The organism is Reyranella sp., from assembly GCF_036558665.1.
Classification (GTDB): Bacteria; Pseudomonadota; Alphaproteobacteria; order Reyranellales; family Reyranellaceae; genus Reyranella.
In genome coordinates, this window is the sequence record NZ_DATBFE010000038.1 from 42430 (window position 1) to 60463 (window position 18034).

The following is an 18034-nucleotide window of genomic DNA, read 5'->3' on the forward strand; positions in this document are numbered from 1 at the left end:
GAAGAAAACGAAGAATATCAGCGCGTGCGGTCGTCGATATCGCGCGCCAGAACCTCGCGCTTGCCGACGTGGTTGGCGGCACTCACCACGCCCTCGCGCTCCATGCGCTCGACGATCCGCGCGGCGCGGTTGTAGCCGATCTGCAGGTAGCGCTGGATGAAACTGGTGCTGCATTTGCGTTCGCGCGCGACGAGGGCGATCGCCTGGTCGTAAAGCTGGTCGCTTTCGCCGTCCTCGCTCTCGCCCGGGAAGCCCGTGCCCCCCTCCTCGCCCTCGGGATCGTCGGTAACCGATTCGATGTAAGCCGGCGTCCCCTGGGCACGCAGATGGCGCACCACCTCCTCGACCTCGTTGTCGCTCACGAACGGCCCGTGCACACGCGCGATCTTGCCGCCGCCGGCCATGTAGAGCATGTCGCCCTGGCCCAGGAGCTGCTCGCCCCCCTGCTCGCCCAGAATCGTGCGGCTGTCGATCTTCGACGTGACCTGGAACGAGATGCGGGTCGGAAAGTTGGCCTTGATGGTGCCGGTGATGACATCGACCGAGGGGCGTTGCGTCGCCATGACGACATGAATGCCGGCGGCGCGCGCCATCTGCGCGAGACGCTGCACCGCCGCCTCGATCTCCTTGCCCGCGACCAGCATCAGGTCGGCCATCTCGTCGATGATGACCACGATGAAGGGCAGCGGCGTGGTGTCGATCTCTTCCTCCTCGAATGTCGGCCGACGCGTCTCCGGGTCGATGCCGGTCTGGACCTTGCGGGTGAGCGCCTGGCCCTTGCGCGCCGCCTCGCTCAGCCGCTCGTTGTAGCCCGCGATGTTGCGCACACCGAGCGAGCTCATGGCGCGGTAGCGGTCCTCCATCTCGCGCACCACCCACTTCAGCGCCACGATCGCCTTGCGTGGCTCTGTGACGACCGGCGTGAGCAGATGTGGAATGTCCTGATAGACGCTGAGTTCCAGCATCTTGGGATCGATCATGATGAAGCGGCAGCGGTCCGGCGGCAGCCTGTAGAGCAGCGACAGGATCATCGTGTTCACCGCTACCGACTTGCCCGAGCCCGTGGTGCCGCCGATCAGCAGATGCGGCATGCGCGCAAGATCGGCAATCACCGGGTCGCCGCCAATATCCTTGCCCAGCGCCAGCGGGAGATTGAGCCGGCTGTCCTCATAGTGGCGCGTCGAGAGCAGCTCGCGCAAATATACGGTCTCGCGCCGTGCATTGGGCAGCTCGATGCCGATCACATTGCGGCCGGGCACGGTGGCGACGCGCGTCGAGACGGCGCTCATCGAGCGCGCAATATCGTCGGCAAGACCGATCACGCGGCTCGACTTGGTGCCGGGCGCCGGCTCGAGCTCGTAGAGCGTCACGACCGGGCCGGGCCTCACCTTCACGATCTGGCCCTTGACGCCGAAATCCTCCAGGACCGTCTCCAGCAGGCGCGCATTCTGCTCGAGCGCGCTTTCGTCGATCTTGGTCTCGGTCGATATGCGCGGCGGCAGCGACAGGATGTCGAGCGGCGGCAGCTCGTATTGCCCGACGCCGAGATCGAGCTCGCGCTGGCCGACCTTCGCCGCACGCCTGCCCTGCGCCGCGGCCGACTTGCGCGGCACGATCGTCACGCCCGGTGCCGCCGGTCCCGCCTGCTGTTCGGCCAGCACGGCATCCGGCGCAAACGGATTGTCGCCCTCCTGCGCTTCGGCCTCCTCCTCAGAATCCGCCGGCGAGGGAGCAAATCGAACCACTTCGGTCGGCGGCTCGGCACGCGCCGGCAGCGACGGCGGCCCGACGGAACGCAGGCGACCCAGGATCGGCTCGATGCGAAAGCCACCCGCCAGGCGATCGAACAGGGTGCGCTCGACCAGCGACTCGGGGCTCGCCGGGTCAAGCGCGGGGGGCGGCGCGGGATGGAGCGCCACAGGCGCCGTCGGAATGGCAGGTGGCGGCCGTTCGATCGGTGAATGAGGCGCGTCGACCATCAGCGAATCGCGCGGCGGCAACGCCTGGCCTTCCTCGGGAATCTGCTCGAAGCGAGACGGATCGTACTGGCTGGCGTCGATCTCGCCGGGGATTTCGGCATAGCCAATCTCCGGCGCCGGAGGCTCACCGTAGTCATCGAGCGGCTCGGGCCGCCCGCGCCACAGGCCAACCGCCGCCCGCATCAGCCACACGGCACCCAGGAAGGGCGCGCGCAGGATGCGGAAGATCAGCGGCAGATCGGTGCGATTCATGCCGAGCGCCGGCGCCATGGCGATGAAGGCAAGCGCCGCACAGCCCGGCTCGATCAGGGCGAGGCTGCCGCCGCTCGAATGGCTCAGCACGAATTCGCGGAAGCGGCCGACCAGCGCCAATCCGACCAGGCCGCCGGGCCCGGCATGGGTCGCTGCGCCACCGACGTCGCCAAGGCCGATGCAGGCCACGCTCATCATCAGCAATGCCAACAGCAAGAGCGACAGACGCAGACCAAAGAAGCCGAGATGATGCGTACGCACCAGACGGACACCCCAGGTGATCATCGCGATCGGCACCAGCACGATCGCGAGCCCGAACGTCTGCAGGAGCAGGTCCGACACATAGGCCCCGGACAGGCCCAAAAGATTGTTCGGCGGATTGCCCGTTGCGTGATTGAGCGACGGGTCGGCGTTGCTGAAGGTAAAGACCGCCATCAGCAGCATCACGCCAAGAGCCGCGAGGCCGAGGCCCGTAAGCTCCATCAAGCGGCGGTGCAGGAAATCGCGCCCGCCTTCCGGCAGGATCGCGATCTTGTGCTGCATTGCCGAGCCGATACCCATGATGGCCATGGTCCCTGCCCGCCGCCTACAGCACCGAAGCGAGGCGGCCCAGCCCCTCGCGCGTGGTCTTCTCGTCGTGAACGAGCGCCACGCGTATGTAGCGCCTGGCCGCATTGATGCCGTCGGTCTCGCGGCAGACATAGGCGCCGGGCAACACCTTGACATGCGCCTCGCCCCACAGCCTGCGGGTCGCCGCTTCGCCGTCGCCGACGTCGAGCCAGAGAAAAAAGCCGCCGCCCGGCGTGAAGTAGCCGAAGCGGTTGTGCAGGATCTGCTCGGCGACGCGGAAATTCCGGCGGTACCATTCACGCGTTTCTATCGGATGGGTCTCCTCCCGCCACAGTGCAGCCGACGCCTTCTGGACGGCGAAGGGAATCTGCGGGCCGCCATAGGTGCGCCAGCGCAGCACCATGGCGACGAGGCCGGGATCGCCCGCGACGAAGCCGGAGCGCAGGCCCGCCGCATTGGAGCGCTTGGACAGCGAATGGAAGACGGCGAGATTGCGGAACGGATCCTCGCCGCCGGTCTCATCCATGGCGAGCGCTGCCTGCAGGGCGCCAACCGGCGCATCTCCTGTGTAGATCTCGGCATAGCATTCGTCGACCGCGAGCACGGCATCGTGCTTGCGGCAGAGACGGATCAGCTTCTGTAGATAATCCATGCCGGCTATCGCTCCCTGTGGGTTTGCCGGCGAGCAGAGATAGACGACGGACAGGCGACGCCAGGTCGCCTCGTCGAGGCCTTCGTAGTCCGGCAGGAAGCCGTTCGAGGCGTTGGCGTTCACCAGCAGTGGCTCGGCCCCTGAAAGCACGGCGCCGCCGAGATAGGCCTGGTAGAACGGGTTCGGCAGCGCGACCACCGGCTTGTCGCCACCCTTCTGGTGCGGCGTCGCGACGGTGGAGATGATGTAGACCCCTTCCTTGCTGCCGGCTGTTGGATGGACGTGCCGCGCGGGATCGAGCAGCCCCTGGGGCAGCTTGTAGCGGCGCGTCAGCCATTCGCAGATCGCGAGATTGAGATCGGGGAGGCCCTGGTTGGGCGGGTACTTGTTCCATCCCTCGATCTCGTCGGCTACGATCTGACGAGCGAAGCTCGGCATTGCCCCTTGGGGTTCGCCCACCGACATGTTGATCAGCGAAAGATGCGCCGGCGGCGCGATTGGACCGAGGAGGGCGTTCAGCCGCGCGAACGGAAAATCAGTCAGCGTCTCGGTGAGGCGCGGATTGAACATCAAGACCTTTCCAATGGGCCGAACAGCCGGCCGACGACAACGAACCGGCGGGGAGGGACCAGTCCGGCTCGACGAACAACGCATTGTATTTGACGGATTAGTCTTTAACAACAAGGCAATAGCCTTGGTTCTTGAGGCAATTGGTCGGACTTGACGAAGGCCTTTGGTTGCAGCTTTGGGCAGATCACGCTGAAGTAATCGAGGAATTCCAGGGCGAGGAGCGGCGGAGTGAAGCGAAGGGATCTTCTCGTCGCGGGAGCCGCCTTCGGCGGAGCGGAGGCGATGACGGCTTTCCGCGGATCCGCCCTTGCCCAAGGGACCTCGGCCGAGGACCCGGCAATCCTGGTCGCTCCGGGTCATCGTTACGAAATCAGCCTCAAGGGGCCGGTCCTCGCGGTCGACTGCTTTACCCCGGCGAGCGCGCCAAACGCGCCGTACGAACTCGCTGCCAGGGAGGGCGCATCCATGGTGAGCCTCGGCCCGACCAAGCGGCCCATCTCATGGGCGGTCGCCTCGTGGGCCGAAGCCAATGCGGCGACGCGCATGATCACCCTCAAGGCTGTCGGTCAACCGTTGCAGGCGGTCGTCTCGTTCGAGCTCGATGCACTGACCGGCTTCCTCACCCGGCGCACCGTGCTGCGCCACACCGGCGGCCCGCGCGAGATCGACATCCAGAGCACCTTCGCGTTCCTGGTCTCGATCTATGAGCCGATTGAACAGATCATCTACCTCACCGGAGAATGGCTGCAGGAAGCCGACATCGTCCGCGCCGATCCTGCCCAGGGTGCGATCACGCTCGAGAGCCGAACCGGAAAGACAGGTTTCGAGTTTCAACCCTACGTCGCTCTCAAGACGCGCTCGGCGCACTACGTCTGCCAGATCCTCTGGTCAGGGAACTGGATGCTGCACGTCGCCCCGGACAGCGAAGGCGCGACCCTGTCCGGCGGCTTCAACAACTGGCAATTCCGACACCGCCTGACCGCCGGCCGCAGCCTGGACCTGCCGACCGTGCTGTTCGGGCGGTTCGACGGTCCGCTCGGCAACGCGACCCGCCGGCTCCATGACTATCGGCGGGCGCGCCGTCCCGATCCCGAGCGGGCGATCCCGGTACAGTTCAACAGCTGGTATCCATTTCTCGGCGAGCCTTCGGCGGAAGCGCTCGTCCCGCTCGTGCCCATCGTGAAGCAGCTCGGCTGCGAGACTTTCGTCGTCGATGCCGGCTGGTATCGCGACGAGAATGGCGAGTCGGACGCCGAATGGGACTACCGGACGGGCGACTGGCGCGTCAGCCGCCAGCGGTTCCCGAACGGCCTGAGGGAGATCTCGGCGCATTGCCGCGAAGCCGGGCTGGGCTTCGGCCTCTGGTTCGAGCCCGAAGTCGCCGGCCCGACCTCCTCCGTCCGGCACAATCATCCCGAATGGATGCATCATATCGATGGCAAGCCCCCGCCCGCCAACGAACGCGCCGTCATCAATCTCGGCGTTCCCGCCGCGTGGCAGCATGTCTTCGAGCGGATTTCCCGGCTGTTGCGTGTCATCGGCGTCGACTGGATGAAATGGGATTTCAATTCCGATCTCGACGCGGGCGGATGGGCGCCATCGCTCCCTGAAACACTGACCGGGCAGGCGCCGCTGGTTGCTCATTACGACGGTCTCTATCGGCTGCAGGATGCGATCTGCGCGGCATTTCCCGACCTGATCCTGGAGATGTGCGCAGGCGGCGGCGGCCGATTGGATGGTGGAATCTTGTCCCACGCCCACGTCAACTGGATGAGTGACCAGGCCGGCGCCTTGCGCAAGCTGGCGATCCATTTCGGCACCCAGCTCGCCCACCCCGCCATCGTGTGCAACGACTGGCTGATCGACTGGCCAGGCGGCAGCGAGAAGCCCGACCAGCCGCCGCCGCTCGTTGATCCACGCGGCGACCTCGCGTTCCGATTGCGCGTGGCGATGCTCGGGGCGTTCGGCATCAGCGCGCCGATCCATCGCTGGCCGGAGGCCGATCTCGCCACAGCCGCCGCGCATGTCGCCATCTACAGGGAAAGCATTCGCGCCATCATCCACCACGGCGACCGATACGCCCTCACTGCGCCGCCGCCGTCCAATGGAAATGGCGACTGGGCCGCGATCTGGTATGTCGCCAAGGACGGCCTGCAGGGCGTGCTGTTTGCCTTCCGATTGGCCGGCCCGCACGCTTCGCACGTGTTCCGCCTGCGCGGGCTGCACAGGGATCAACGCTATCGTCTGTCGTTTCAGGGCGACGCGCAAAGCACTGCGAGCGGGGCCGAACTCGATGCCGGCCTGACCATTGTCCTCGACCAGACCTTCCGGTCGGCGCTCTGCCTCGTCGAGGTTCGGAACGGCTGACCGCCGGCGCCCGGCGGCTACCGGACCCGCTGCCTGTGCCTAAAGCGCGTTGGAACCCTGCTCGCCGGTACGAATTCGCACGGCCTGCTCCACCGCGGTGACGAAGATCTTGCCGTCACCGATCTTGCCGGTGTGGGCAGCCTTCTGGATTGCCTCCACGGCACGTTCGACCTGCGAGTCGTCGACCACGATGTCGATCTTCACCTTGGGCAGGAAGCTCACGAGATATTCGGCGCCGCGATAGATCTCTGTCTGTCCCTTCTGGCGGCCAAAGCCCTTGACCTCGCTCACCGTAAGCCCTGACACGCCGACGCCGGTCAGCGCATCTCGCACGTCGTCCAGCTTGAACGGCTTGATGATGGCGGACACAAGTTTCATCGCCTCTTCTCCCGACCCAGCGAAGGGCCGGAGAGTGGCGTGCGATCACGCCGCCGTCAAATTCGCTGTCGCAGAAAAAACCGGCGGCTGTGCCGCCGGCTGGAGGGTTCGCCGCCCAAGGTGGCAGCGGATCGGGAACGCGGGAGGAGCGAGTCCCCGAATTCGCAGAGGCGGCCGCTCAGTGCACCGTCTCTCCGTGAAGGTTGATGTCGAGGCCTTCCACTTCCTCCTCGGCGGTGACGCGCAAGCCGATCATCGCATCGATGACCTTGAGGATGATGAACGTGGCGACGGCACACCAGGCGATCGTCACCAGGCAGCCCCAGAGCTGGGTCAGAACCTGGCCGGCATTGCCGTCGATCAGGCCTTTTTTGCCCTCGCCGCCGACCGCCTCGACCGCGAAGACCCCGGTCAGGATGGCGCCGAGGAAGCCGCCCACGCCATGCACGCCGAACGCATCGAGCGAGTCGTCGTAGCCCAGCGCCCTCTTGAGGCTGGTCGCCGACCAGAAGCAGACGACGCCGGCGGCGATGCCGATCACCAGACCGCCGATCGGATTGACGAAGCCGGAGGCCGGTGTGATGGCCACGAGCCCCGCGACAGCTCCCGAGACGATGCCGAGGACCGATGGCTTGCCGCGCGCCAGCCATTCGGCGAACATCCAGCCGAGCGCCGCCGCCGCGGTGGCGATCTGCGTCACTGCCATGGCCATGCCCGCATTGGCGCTCGCGCTCACGGCCGAGCCGGCGTTGAAGCCGAACCAGCCGACCCACAGCAGCGACGCGCCGATCACGCTCAGCACGAGGTTGTGCGGCGCCATGTTGTCGATGCCGTAGCCCTTGCGCTTGCCCAGCACGAGGGCGCAAACGAGGCCCGCGACGCCGGCGTTGATGTGCACGACCGTGCCACCCGCGAAATCGAGCACGCCCCAGTCGCCCAGGAAGCCGCCGCCCCAGACCCAGTGCGCGATCGGGGCATAGACGAAGATCGCCCACAGCGCCATGAACCACATCAGGGCCGAAAACTTCATGCGTTCGGCGAAGGCACCCGCGATCAGCGCCGGTGTGATGATGGCGAAGGTCATCTGGAAGGTCATGAACACCGATTCGGGAATCGTCTTGGCGAGGTCGTTCACGGCGTCCAGCCCCATGCCGGCCAGGAAGAGGCGACTCGTGCCGCCGATAACGGCGCTGCCCGGTGTGAAGGCGAGGCTGTAGGTGATCATCATCCACAGGACGGTCACCAGACAGGTCACGGCGAAGCTCTGCATCACCGTCGCCAGCACGTTCTTCTTGCGCACCATCCCTCCGTAGAACAGTGCCACGCCCGGAACGGTCATCATGAGGACAAGCGCCGTCGAGGTCAGCATCCATGCGGTGTCGCCGGTATCGAGCTTGGGCTTGCCGTCGGCAGCCAGCGCCAGAGCCGGCAGAAGCAGCAGGCCGGCGGCCCCCAGGCCGGCAAGAGCGGAACTAGACGTACGTGTCATCGATCTTCCCTCGGATTTTTGCGTTTGTTGCTGAAATGGCCGGTCAGAGCGCCTCGACGCCCGACTCCCCGGTTCGGATGCGGATCGCCTGCTCGATCGGAAAGACGAAGATCTTGCCGTCACCGATCTTCTCGGTTCCCGCCGCCTTGCGAATCGCCTCGACGGCGCGCTCGACCAGGCCGTCCTCGATGACGACCTCGATCTTGACCTTGGGCAGGAAGCTCACGGCGTATTCGGCGCCGCGATAGATCTCGGTCTGGCCCTTCTGCCGGCCGAATCCCTTCACCTCGCTCACCGTCAATCCCTGGATGCCGAGAAGAGTCAGCGCATCGCGCACTTCGTCCAGCTTGAACGGCTTGAAGATCGCCACGACCATTTTCATTCCGGTTGTCCTCCAACGGCGGCGCCGTCGCCCCCTAATCGCAGCAGCATAAAAAGCAAATCCCGTGCCAGAAACGTAAAACTCGCTTCAGGTATCACTGCCAAGTCGATTGCCCACAGCTGTATCGCCCAGTATGCGCTGTATCAGATCAACGACCTGTTGAAGATCGTCGACATTGGCGCCATCAACAGCTCGCAGCTCACGATGGCCGGCGACATCCTCATCAAACTCCGATCTGACGCCTTACGGTGACGATTGGTCGGTGGCAGGCTTGCCGCCCGACTGTCGCGCTGCCATGAAACAGGCATGGACAGCGAACGCTTCGACCTCGCGATCGTGGGAGCCGGTCTGAGCGGCAGCCTCCTCGCCCTGGCCGCCGGCGAGGCTGGTCTGCGAACAGCCCTGATCGACCGCCTGGCCTTGAAATCGATGACCGAGGCGGGGTTCGACGGGCGCACCACGGCGATCGCCTTCACCAGTCAGCGTCTCTTCCAGGTGCTGGGCGTCTGGGCCGACGTGGCCGATCTGGCTGAACCGATCCTCGATATCCGTATCTCCGATGCCGCAACCGACGGCCGCGCGAGCCCCTTCTTTCTCCACTTCGACCATCGCGAAGCCGACACAGGCGAGGCCCCGGCGGCTGCCGCGATGGGATGGATCGTCGAAAACCGCTACCTGCGCAGGGCGCTGTTGCGCCGGATCGCCGCCTGCCCTTCGGTCGAGCTGGTGGCGCCCGACCAGGTGCTCGAGACGACACGAAGCGCCGACAAGGTCGACATCGCCCTGGGGAGCGGCCGCCGCCTCGTCGCGCGGTTGGTCGCCTCGGCCGAAGGGCGTCAGGGCACGATGCGCGAGGAAGCGGGCATTGGCGCGCGCGCCTGGTCCTACAACCAGATCGCGCTCGTCCTGGTGGCGCGCCACGAATTGCCGCATCGCGGCGTCGCCCAGGAGAAGTTTCTGCCCGGCGGGCCCTTTGCCATTCTGCCGATGCGCGACAGCGAGGCGGGCGAGCATCGCTCGTCGATCGTCTGGACCGAGCGCGCGAGCATCGCACGACGCCTCCTCGAGCTCGATGTGCCACGCTTCCAGGCCGAGTTCGCCCGCCGCTTCGGCGATTTCCTGGGCAAGGTCGGAACGGTCGGGCCGCGCTGGTGGTACCCGCTGCATCTCGTGCATGCCGAACGCTATGTCGAGGAGCGCCTGGTCCTGGTGGGCGACGCGGCGCACGGCCTGCATCCGATCGCAGGCCAAGGCTACAATCTCGGCGTGCGAGATATCGCGGCGCTGGTTGAGGTCCTGATCGAGGCCAAGCGGCTCGGACTCGATATTGGCGCTGCCGACACGCTGGAACGTTACGCGCGATGGCGGCGGGCCGACAACTTCACCATGGTGGCGGCGACCGATCTGCTGAACCGCCTCTTCTCCAACGACATCAAGCCGCTCCGGCTCGCACGCGACCTCGGCCTCGCCGCCGTCCATCGCACGCCGCCGATGCGCCGCTTCTTCCTTCGCCACGCCATGGGCCTGGTTGGCGATCTGCCCAAGCTGATCCGCGGCGAAAAACCCTAGGGTGGCTGGGGACGCCACCGGAGTTGCGCCGGCCCGGCGAAGACCTTATCTCAAGGGCCAAATATCGAGGAAAACCATGGCTCAAGCGCAAGTGCCCGTGACGGTGCTGACCGGCTATCTCGGCGCCGGCAAGACCACACTTCTGAATCGCATCCTGAGCGAGCAGCACGGCAAGAAGTACGCAGTGATCGTGAACGAGTTCGGCGAGCTCGGAGTCGACAACGACCTCGTGGTCAATGCCGACGAGGAAGTGTTCGAGATGAACAACGGCTGCATTTGCTGCACCGTGCGCGGCGATCTCATCCGCATCATCGAAGGGCTGATGAAGCGCAAGGACAGGTTCGACGGCATCCTGGTCGAAACGACCGGCCTTGCCGATCCCGGTCCTGTCGCGCAGACCTTCTTCACCGACGACGACGTGAAGGCCAGGACGAGGCTGGACGCCATCGTCACCGTTGTCGATGCCAAGCATTTCCTCGGCCAGCTCGAGCAGGGCGACGAGGCTCAGGAGCAGGTCGCCTTCGCCGACGTGATCCTGTTGAACAAGACCGACCTTGTGAGCGCCGACGAACTCAAGAAGGTCGAAGACAGAATCAAGGCGATCAATCCCTACGCCCGCATCCACAGGACCGAGAAGAGCAAGGTCGAGCTCGAGGCCGTTCTTGACAAGGGCGCGTTCGACCTGAAGCGCATCCTGGAGTTCGAGCCCGACTTCCTCGAGCACGGCCATGATCACGACCACGAGGAGGAGGTGAAGAGCCTCAGTCTCACCGCCGACCGTCCGGTCGATCCCGACAAGTTCCAGAAATGGATGGGCGCTCTCCTGCAGATCAAGGGACCCGACATCTTCCGCAGCAAGGGGATTCTTGCGATCGACGGCGCCCCGCGACGCTACGTCTATCAGGGCGTGCACATGATGATGGATGCCGACTGGGGTCAACCCTGGAAGAATGGCGAGACGAGATCCAGCAAGCTCGTCTTCATCGGCCGCAATCTCGACGGCGAGAACCTGAAGCGCGGCTTTCAGGACTGCCTGAAGTAGGGCCGTGAAACCCGATCTCGCGAACCCGGCCTGGCGCTCGACCTTGCCGCCATCGCGGACGGTTTCGGCCGATGCGCCTGTCGCCGCCTGCGCCTTCAGTCGCGCCGATGACACCGTCGCTTTTGCCCTCGGGGACGGGCGGGTGCGCCTCGTGCCGGCCGATCCTTCAGCAGCGGAAATTGCAGCCCCCGGAGAACCCGTGCACGAGGGTGTCGTCCTCGCGCTCGCGGCCGATCCGGCAGGCGACGGCTTCGTCAGCGGCGGTGACGACGGCCGCCTCCTTCGGCTCGCCCCAGACGGCACGGTGACCGAGCTTGCGACCCAGAAGGGCAGGTGGATCGACCACATCGCCACGCACAGGGCGAGCGGGGCGCTGGCGGCTGCGGCCGGCAAGATGGCGCTGGTGGCGAAGGCGGGCGAGTTGCGCGAGTTCGGACCGCACCAAAGCACGGTGGCCGATCTCGACTTCAGCAAGGACGGCAGCCGCATCGCCTGCGCGCACTATGGTGGCGTCACGGTGTGGAGCATCGGCAACGCTACCCTGCCACCGCGCCGCTTCGCCTGGGCGGGCAGCCATGTCGCGTTGAAATGGAGCACCGACGGCAAATTCATCGCCACCGGCACGCAGGAGAACGACATCCATGTCTGGCGCATGGCGCAGGCAACCGACATGCGCATGCAGGGCTATCCGGCGAAGGTGAAATCACTCTCCTGGTCAGCCGATGCGCGCTGGCTCTACACGTCGTCCCAGCCGATGTTCACTGCCTGGCCCTTCGCCGGCAAGGGGCCCGAGGGCAAGCCGCCCCTTCAGTTCGGTGAGGAAGGTGCCGGTCTCATCACCGTCGTGGCAGCCCATCCCACGGCCGAGTTCGTGGCCGGCGGGTACGACTCGGGCGAGCTGCAGCTCGGCGACGTCAGGACCAAGCGTTCGGTCGTTCTGAAGATGGCCGACGGTGCGGCGATCACGTGCCTCGCCTGGTCGGCTGACGGCCTTCGTTTGGCGACGGGCAATGAGCGCGGCGATCTGTTGGTCGTCGACCTCAAGCGATGATGCCATGAGCCGATCTCCCGACCCGCGACGCGATCCGCGCTCGACCGCCGAACTCGTCAAGGCCGCGCTCGCCGAGGCACAGCAAGGCGACGAGGCGGAGACCGAATATCCGGCGCTCTCGATCCTCCATGCACGCGGCACACGAGACGTGCTCGAGGCCGGGCGCGCGCTCTGCGCCTCGCGCGAGGCCAGGCTGCGGGCTCTTGGCGCCGACATCCTGGGCCAGCTTGGCATGCCCCAGCGTACTTTCCCCGAGGAATGCTGCGACGCGCTGCTGGCCGTCCTGAAAAAGGAGACCAACACCGGCGTACTCGTGTCCGCAGTCTTCGCACTCGGCCATCTGCGCCTCAGACGCGCCGAATCGGAGATCATCGGGCAACGCGGACATCGGGAGGAGGCGGTCCGTCATGCGGTCGCCTTCGCGCTCTATGGCTCGGAGTCGCCGGCCGCCGTGCATGCCCTGCTCGAGCTTTTGGAGGATCCGTCCGAGATGGTGCGCGACTGGGCGGCCACCAGCATCGGCGAGACGGTTTCTCTCGACGGTCCGCGCATCCGCGAGGCACTGCTGAAACACGTCGAGGACGAGGACGAGATCACGCGCGCCGAGGCGCTGCATGGCCTCGCTCGCCGTCGTGACCCGCGCGTGCTGCCTTTCCTGGTCAAGGAATTGTCCGTGCGCCGCGCCGATCCGGCGCCCTTCATCGACGCCGCCAAGGACTTTCTCGGCCTCGGCGAGAAGGACGCGATCGGCACCAAGGCTCTTCTTGCCGCGCTGAAATCGAGGCAGCGTTAGCCCATTCGGCCGCTGCGCGACACCATCAGGCGGTGGAACATGAAGCAGAGCAGTCCCGCGATGCCCATGGCCGTGGTCATCGGCGCGATCGTGCCATCGAAGGTCTGGCCGACAATGGCGCCAAAGATTGCGCCGAGGCCGAACTGCATGACGCCCATCAAGGACGAGGCCGTCCCCGCCATGTGGGGATAGCGCTGAAGCGCCATGGCGGTCGCGTTGGGACCGATCATGCTGATGGTCGCGATCTGCGGCGCGAAGCAGAGGAAGAACGGCCACACGCCGATCGTACCGTAGCGCGCCTCGATCAGACCGAGGACCAATGCGGCCGGCCCGGCAATCGCTGGAACGATCACGGCGTAGCGCAGGATCGTGCCGGCGCCGAACACCGGCGCGAACCTGGCATTGAGCAGACTGCCGATGGTCATGAACACGACGATGCCGCCGAACAGAAGACCGTAGACCCGCGGTTCGATGCCGTAGCGCTCGATGAACACGAAGGGCGAACCGGAGAGGAACGACAGCAGGGCAGCGAACTGGAACGAGCTCGTGAACGCATAGCCCATGAACGCCTTGTGACGCAGCAGCTGGCCGAAGCGCTCGAGGATTGCCGACACGACCAGGGGCTGGCGGTATTCCGGTCGCAGGGTTTCGGGCAGCCGGAGAAAGGCCGCCGTCCAGGCGAACACGCCGATGCCCGCCAGGATGAGGAAGATCGCGCGCCAGCCCAGGAACCACAGGATCTGCCCGCCGACCAGCGGCGCCAGCATCGGCGCTATCGAAGTGCAGGCCATCATGAGCGACATGGCGCGCGCCGCCTGATCGCGCTCGGCCAGGTCGCGCACCATGGTTCGGGCCAGCACAACGCCGCCGCAAGCGGACAGGCCCTGCAGTAGCCGCAACAGGACGAGCTGGCCGGCGGCGGCGGCAAAGGCGCAGCCGACACTCGCCAGCACATAGATCGCGATGCCGCCCAAGATTACCAGCCGCCGGCCAAAGCGGTCGCCGGCGGGGCCGTAGAAGATCTGGCCGACGCCGAAGGCAACCATGAAGGCCGACAGGGTGAGCTGGATATCGCCCACGCTCGCCCCGAGGTCGTCCTCGATCACCGGCAGGGCCGGCAGGTACATGTCGATCGACAGCGGCGTGAAAGCCGACAGGAGCGCGAGCACCGCGAGCAGCACCGGCGTCAAGGTCGGCCGGGTCCCGGGCGCGATGGAGGAGTCGGAAAGCGTCGTCATTGGGGGCGCTCGCTGTAGCAGCCAACCAGCCTGCCGCACCATGCTATAACCGCGCCATGACGGTGTTACCCGATATGACCGAGGCGCAGATCAGACGTTATGCGCGCCATATCGTGCTGCCGGAGATCGGTGGTGTGGGCCAGAGCCGGCTGATTGCCGCCAGGGTGCTGGTGATCGGGGCCGGCGGACTTGGCGCGCCCGCACTGCAATATCTGGCCGCCGCGGGCATTGGCACGCTGGGTGTGGTCGACGACGATACGGTCGATCTCTCCAACCTGCAGCGCCAAATCATCCATCGCACCAGCGATATCGGCATCTCGAAGGCCGACAGCGCACGACGCACCTTGGGCGACATCAATCCCGAAGTGAAGGTCTGCGCCCACAAGGAACGGCTGACGACAGCCAACGCCGAGCACATCGTGGCCGGCTACGATGTGGTGGCGGACGGTAGCGACAATTTCGCCACGCGCTACCTGTTGAACGACACATGCTATCACCTCAAGAAGATCCTGGTTTCTGCGGCGATCCTTCGTTTCGATGGCCAGATCTCGACCTACAAGGCCTGGCAGGGCGATGGTCATCCCTGCCTGCGCTGCATTTTCCCGGCAGCCCCGTCGGAGGACTCGGTGCCAAGTTGCGCCCAGGCAGGTGTGCTCGGCGCACTGGCGGGCACCCTCGGTGCATTGCAGGCGACGGAAGTGGTGAAGGAGATCCTGGGGATCGGTCGCTCGCTGTCGGGCCGGCTTCTGACCTACGATGCCCTCGACGCCGCGTTCGACGAGATGGCCATCACCAAGCGTTCCGATTGCCCGACCTGCGGGAAGCGATGACAAGCAACGAGGGCGGCCTGTCCCTGATCGTGCGCTCCGGCGACTTCGAGAGCGTCCACTATGCACTGGCACTTGCGAGCGCGGCTCTGGCCGTGAACCAGCCGGCCGTGCTGTTCTTCACCATGGGCGGCCTGCGCGCGCTCACCGGCCCACCGCCCGGCCTCGACGGCTGGGGCCGCGACGCGCTCATGCGGGAACGCCGTGTCGGCGACTTCGAGACGCTCCTGCAGGCCTGCATCGAGCTTGGCGCGCGCTTCATCGTGTGCGAGATGGGGCTGCGCGCGCTCGGCATCGAGCGGAGCCAGTTGCGAGCCGACGTGCCGTTCACGGTCGCCGGCATCGTGACCCTGCTGGAAGAAACCAAACCCGGCATGCACTTGCTGACATTGTAGTTGCCCCTCGAACCGCTCCGGAGACTTCATGACATCTGCCGCCTTCGACGTGCTGGGAATCGGCAATGCCATCGTCGATGTCATCAGCCATGCCGACGATGCCTTTCTTGCCAAGCATTCGCTGAACAAAGGCAGCATGACACTGATCGACGAGGCGCGCGCCGAGACGCTCTATGCCGCCATGGGGCCGGGCATCGAGATGTCCGGCGGCTCGTGCGGCAACACCATGGCGGGCGTCGCCTCCTTCGGCGGCAAGGGCGCCTATATCGGCAAGGTGCGCAACGACCAGCTCGGCGCCGTGTTCGCCCACGACATGCGGGCAACGGGCGTCGCCTTCGACACGCCGCTCGCAAGCTCGGGGCCGGCCACCGCGCGTTGCCTGATCGTGGTGACGCCCGACGCGCAACGCACCATGAACACGTATCTCGGCGCCTGTACCGGGCTCGGACCCGCCGATATCGAGCCCGAGATCGTGGGCGGCGCGCAAGTGACCTATGTCGAGGGCTATCTCTGGGATGCACCGGAAGCCAAGAAGGCGGTGCTGAAAGCGTTCGACGCGGCCCACGCCGCCGGCCGCCTGGTCTCGATCACGCTGTCCGATTCGTTCTGTGTCGATCGCTATCGCGACGAGTTCCGCGCGCTGATCCGCGGCAAGGTCGACATCCTTTTCGGCAATGAGAGCGAGATCAAATCGCTCTACCAGGTCGACAGCTTCGAGTCGGCGCTTGAGGCGACGCGCAGGGAAGCCAAGGTCGCCGCCCTGACACGGAGCGAGAAAGGCTCGGTCGTTGTCATGGGCGGCGAGACCCATGCCGTTGCTGCCATGCCCGTCGCCAAGGTGATCGACACGACCGGCGCCGGCGATCTCTATGCCGCAGGCTTCTTGCACGGTTTCACCCACGGCAAGCCCCTGCCCGAATGCGCGCGTCTGGGCGGCATCGCTGCCGCCGAGGTCATCTCCCACGTCGGCGCGCGACCGGAGAAGCCGCTGCGGGAGCTCGTTTGAGGAGCCAGGCGAAGCGCGACTGGAGCGAGACGCTCGCGACCTACACGCATCCGCGTGTCGTCACGCTGCTGTTCCTGGGATTCTCGGCGGGCCTGCCGTTCCTGCTGGTCTTCTCGACCCTGTCCGCGTGGCTGCGCGAGTTCGGCGTCAGCCGGACGGCGATCGGTTTCATCAGCTGGATCGGCGTCACCTACTCCTTCAAGTTCGTCTGGTCGCCGGTCGTCGATCGCGTTCCGCTACCTGTGCTGACGCGCCGGCTCGGCCGCCGGCGCTCGTGGATGCTGCTGGCACAGTCGGCGATCGGGCTCGGGTTGCTGGCAATGTCGTTCTGCGATCCGCGTACCGACCTTTGGTGGCTGGTGGTGTTCGCGCTGGTCGTCGCCTTCTCGTCGGCGACGCAGGACATCGCGCTGGATGCCTTCCGCATCGAGGCGACAGACGAGAGCCTGCAGGGCGCGACCGCAGCGACCTACCAGCTCGGCTACCGAATCGCCGTGCTCGCCGCCGGAGCCGGCGCCCTCTACATTGCCGAATTCGGCTCGTGGCCGCTCGCCTATCGCATAATGGCAGCGTTGGCACTGGTCGGCATCGTAACGACGATCGTGATTCCGGAACCTCCGAAACTCGCCGCCGTCGGCACAAGGGAACGCGAAGGCAAGGTCGCGGCCTTTGCCGAACGGCACGCCGCCATCGGCGCCGCGCTGCGTGAGCCACTGATCTTCCTCTACGGCGCGATCGTATGCCCGTTCGTCGATTTCTTCGTCCGTTATCGCTGGCACGGCGTCACGCTGCTCGCGTTCATCGGCCTTTTCAGGCTAAGCGACATCGCCATGGGCGTGATGGCGAACCCCTTCTACATCGACATGGGGTTCACGCTGCAGCAGATCGCCAATGTCACCAAGATCTACGGCTTCGTGATGTCCATCCTGGGGGCGTTGCTGGGCGGCGCGCTGGTTTTCCGCATTGGCGCCTCGCGGCTTCTCGCGCCATCGGTCTTTCTGATTGCCGTGTCGAACCTAACCTTCGCCTGGCTCGCCTGGCTGGGCACGCCCGACCAGCTCGTTCTCACGGCGGCCATCAGCATCGACAACCTCGTGACAGGCATGGCGGGATCGGTGTTCATCGCCTTCCTGTCCGGTTTGACCAACGCCGCCTATACCGCGACGCAGTACGCTCTGTTCAGCTCGATCATGACCTTGCCCGGCAAGCTGATCGCCGGCTACTCGGGCTGGATCGTTGACACACTGCAGGGGGCAACGCCAGCGGACCACAAGTTCGGCGGCTATGCGGTCTTCTTCGTCTACACTGCCCTGCTTGGTCTGCCGGCACTATTGCTCGCACTGGTCGTCCGGCGGCATTTCGAAAAAGAAGCCCCTCCTTCGTGACCGAAGGAGGGGCAGGTGAGACTGCGGCAACGGCTATCCAGGCGTCGCGGGAACCTGCCTGTTCCGGCGCGCGGCGTGGGGTGAGGCCG

The 18034-nt window shown here is 65.8% G+C and carries 15 protein-coding genes; 9 read left to right on the plus strand and 6 right to left on the minus strand.

Going from position 1 to position 18034, the window contains the following annotated elements:
* Window positions 1-17 precede the first annotated feature (17 nt).
* Window positions 18-2801: a DNA translocase FtsK gene (locus tag VH499_RS05715; protein WP_332051733.1), complete on the minus strand. Its 2784-nt coding sequence runs from the start codon at window positions 2799-2801 to the stop codon at window positions 18-20.
* 16 nt (window positions 2802-2817) lie between these two features.
* On the minus strand, window positions 2818-4023 hold the full coding sequence (locus VH499_RS05720; protein WP_332051734.1) for an aminotransferase class I/II-fold pyridoxal phosphate-dependent enzyme: 1206 nt from the start codon (window positions 4021-4023) through the stop codon (window positions 2818-2820).
* Window positions 4024-4251: 228 nt separating this feature from the next.
* Between VH499_RS05720 and VH499_RS05725 the strand changes: the two genes are divergently transcribed.
* The gene (locus VH499_RS05725) at window positions 4252-6390 is read left to right on the plus strand and encodes an alpha-galactosidase (RefSeq protein ID WP_332051735.1); all 2139 of its coding nucleotides are present in this window, start codon (window positions 4252-4254) and stop codon (window positions 6388-6390) included.
* Window positions 6391-6429: 39 nt separating this feature from the next.
* Here the strand turns inward: VH499_RS05725 and VH499_RS05730 are convergent, their stop codons facing one another.
* The 3 genes from VH499_RS05730 to VH499_RS05740 all read right to left on the minus strand — a co-directional run bounded on the left by VH499_RS05730 (window position 6430) and on the right by VH499_RS05740 (window position 8639).
* Window positions 6430-6768 (minus strand): P-II family nitrogen regulator, encoded by a 339-nt coding sequence (locus VH499_RS05730; protein ID WP_332051736.1) that lies wholly within the window; start codon window positions 6766-6768, stop codon window positions 6430-6432.
* Window positions 6769-6946: 178 nt separating this feature from the next.
* Entirely contained in the window at window positions 6947-8257 is a 1311-nt protein-coding gene (locus VH499_RS05735; protein WP_414709750.1) for an ammonium transporter, read from the minus strand.
* Window positions 8258-8300: 43 nt separating this feature from the next.
* Window positions 8301-8639, minus strand: a complete 339-nt coding sequence (locus tag VH499_RS05740) for a P-II family nitrogen regulator (protein ID WP_332051737.1) — start codon at window positions 8637-8639, stop codon at window positions 8301-8303.
* A gap of 306 nt (window positions 8640-8945) precedes the next feature.
* Here VH499_RS05740 and VH499_RS05745 point away from each other — a divergent pair, with 306 nt between their 5' ends.
* The 4 genes from VH499_RS05745 (at window position 8946) to VH499_RS05760 (ending at window position 13094) form a co-directional block, all read left to right on the plus strand.
* A complete protein-coding gene (locus tag VH499_RS05745; RefSeq protein WP_332051738.1) occupies window positions 8946-10208 on the plus strand; it encodes a UbiH/UbiF/VisC/COQ6 family ubiquinone biosynthesis hydroxylase in 1263 nt (420 codons plus the stop codon).
* A gap of 76 nt (window positions 10209-10284) precedes the next feature.
* Window positions 10285-11250 (plus strand): GTP-binding protein, encoded by a 966-nt coding sequence (locus tag VH499_RS05750; protein WP_332051739.1) that lies wholly within the window; start codon window positions 10285-10287, stop codon window positions 11248-11250.
* Between the two features lie 4 nt (window positions 11251-11254).
* Window positions 11255-12301, plus strand: a complete 1047-nt coding sequence (locus VH499_RS05755; RefSeq protein WP_332051740.1) for a WD40 repeat domain-containing protein — start codon at window positions 11255-11257, stop codon at window positions 12299-12301.
* A 4-nt stretch (window positions 12302-12305) separates the two neighbouring features.
* A complete protein-coding gene (locus VH499_RS05760) occupies window positions 12306-13094 on the plus strand; it encodes a HEAT repeat domain-containing protein (protein WP_332051741.1) in 789 nt (262 codons plus the stop codon).
* Here the strand turns inward: VH499_RS05760 and VH499_RS05765 are convergent.
* Complete coding sequence (locus tag VH499_RS05765; RefSeq protein WP_332051742.1) at window positions 13091-14332, minus strand: Bcr/CflA family multidrug efflux MFS transporter; 1242 nt, start codon at window positions 14330-14332, stop codon at window positions 13091-13093. The two genes, VH499_RS05760 and VH499_RS05765, sit on opposite strands and share 4 nt — an antisense overlap.
* 56 nt (window positions 14333-14388) lie before the next feature.
* On the opposite strand from VH499_RS05765, the gene VH499_RS05770 reads away from it, so the two are divergent.
* The 4 genes from VH499_RS05770 to VH499_RS05785 are packed head-to-tail and all read left to right on the plus strand — an operon-like array spanning window position 14389 to window position 17945.
* Window positions 14389-15162: a molybdopterin-synthase adenylyltransferase MoeB gene (locus VH499_RS05770; protein WP_332051743.1), complete on the plus strand. Its 774-nt coding sequence runs from the start codon at window positions 14389-14391 to the stop codon at window positions 15160-15162.
* The gene (locus VH499_RS05775) at window positions 15159-15554 is read left to right on the plus strand and encodes a DsrE family protein (protein WP_332051744.1); all 396 of its coding nucleotides are present in this window, start codon (window positions 15159-15161) and stop codon (window positions 15552-15554) included. The genes VH499_RS05770 and VH499_RS05775 overlap by 4 nt, the downstream gene beginning before the upstream one ends.
* 28 nt (window positions 15555-15582) lie before the next feature.
* Window positions 15583-16560, plus strand: a complete 978-nt coding sequence (locus VH499_RS05780) for an adenosine kinase (RefSeq protein WP_332051745.1) — start codon at window positions 15583-15585, stop codon at window positions 16558-16560.
* A complete protein-coding gene (locus tag VH499_RS05785; RefSeq protein WP_332051746.1) occupies window positions 16557-17945 on the plus strand; it encodes an AmpG family muropeptide MFS transporter in 1389 nt (462 codons plus the stop codon). The genes VH499_RS05780 and VH499_RS05785 overlap by 4 nt, the downstream gene beginning before the upstream one ends.
* Window positions 17946-18034: the final 89 nt, after the last annotated feature.

Excerpts from the sequence above, each read along its gene's own strand:
- VH499_RS05760 (WP_332051741.1), top strand. The coding sequence starts at position 12,306 with ATGAGCCGATCTCCCGACCCGCGACGCGATCCGCGCTCGACCGCCGAA.
- VH499_RS05745 (WP_332051738.1), top strand. The coding sequence starts at position 8,946 with ATGGACAGCGAACGCTTCGACCTCGCGATCGTGGGAGCCGGTCTGAGC.
- VH499_RS05775 (WP_332051744.1), top strand. The coding sequence starts at position 15,159 with ATGACAAGCAACGAGGGCGGCCTGTCCCTGATCGTGCGCTCCGGCGAC.
- VH499_RS05770 (WP_332051743.1), top strand. The coding sequence starts at position 14,389 with ATGACGGTGTTACCCGATATGACCGAGGCGCAGATCAGACGTTATGCG.
- VH499_RS05720 (WP_332051734.1), bottom strand. The coding sequence starts at position 4,023 with ATGTTCAATCCGCGCCTCACCGAGACGCTGACTGATTTTCCGTTCGCG.
- VH499_RS05780 (WP_332051745.1), top strand. The coding sequence starts at position 15,583 with ATGACATCTGCCGCCTTCGACGTGCTGGGAATCGGCAATGCCATCGTC.
- VH499_RS05765 (WP_332051742.1), bottom strand. The coding sequence starts at position 14,332 with ATGACGACGCTTTCCGACTCCTCCATCGCGCCCGGGACCCGGCCGACC.
- VH499_RS05730 (WP_332051736.1), bottom strand. The coding sequence starts at position 6,768 with ATGAAACTTGTGTCCGCCATCATCAAGCCGTTCAAGCTGGACGACGTG.
- VH499_RS05735 (WP_414709750.1), bottom strand. The coding sequence starts at position 8,257 with ATGACACGTACGTCTAGTTCCGCTCTTGCCGGCCTGGGGGCCGCCGGC.
- VH499_RS05715 (WP_332051733.1), bottom strand. The coding sequence starts at position 2,801 with ATGGCCATCATGGGTATCGGCTCGGCAATGCAGCACAAGATCGCGATC.
- VH499_RS05750 (WP_332051739.1), top strand. The coding sequence starts at position 10,285 with ATGGCTCAAGCGCAAGTGCCCGTGACGGTGCTGACCGGCTATCTCGGC.
- VH499_RS05740 (WP_332051737.1), bottom strand. The coding sequence starts at position 8,639 with ATGAAAATGGTCGTGGCGATCTTCAAGCCGTTCAAGCTGGACGAAGTG.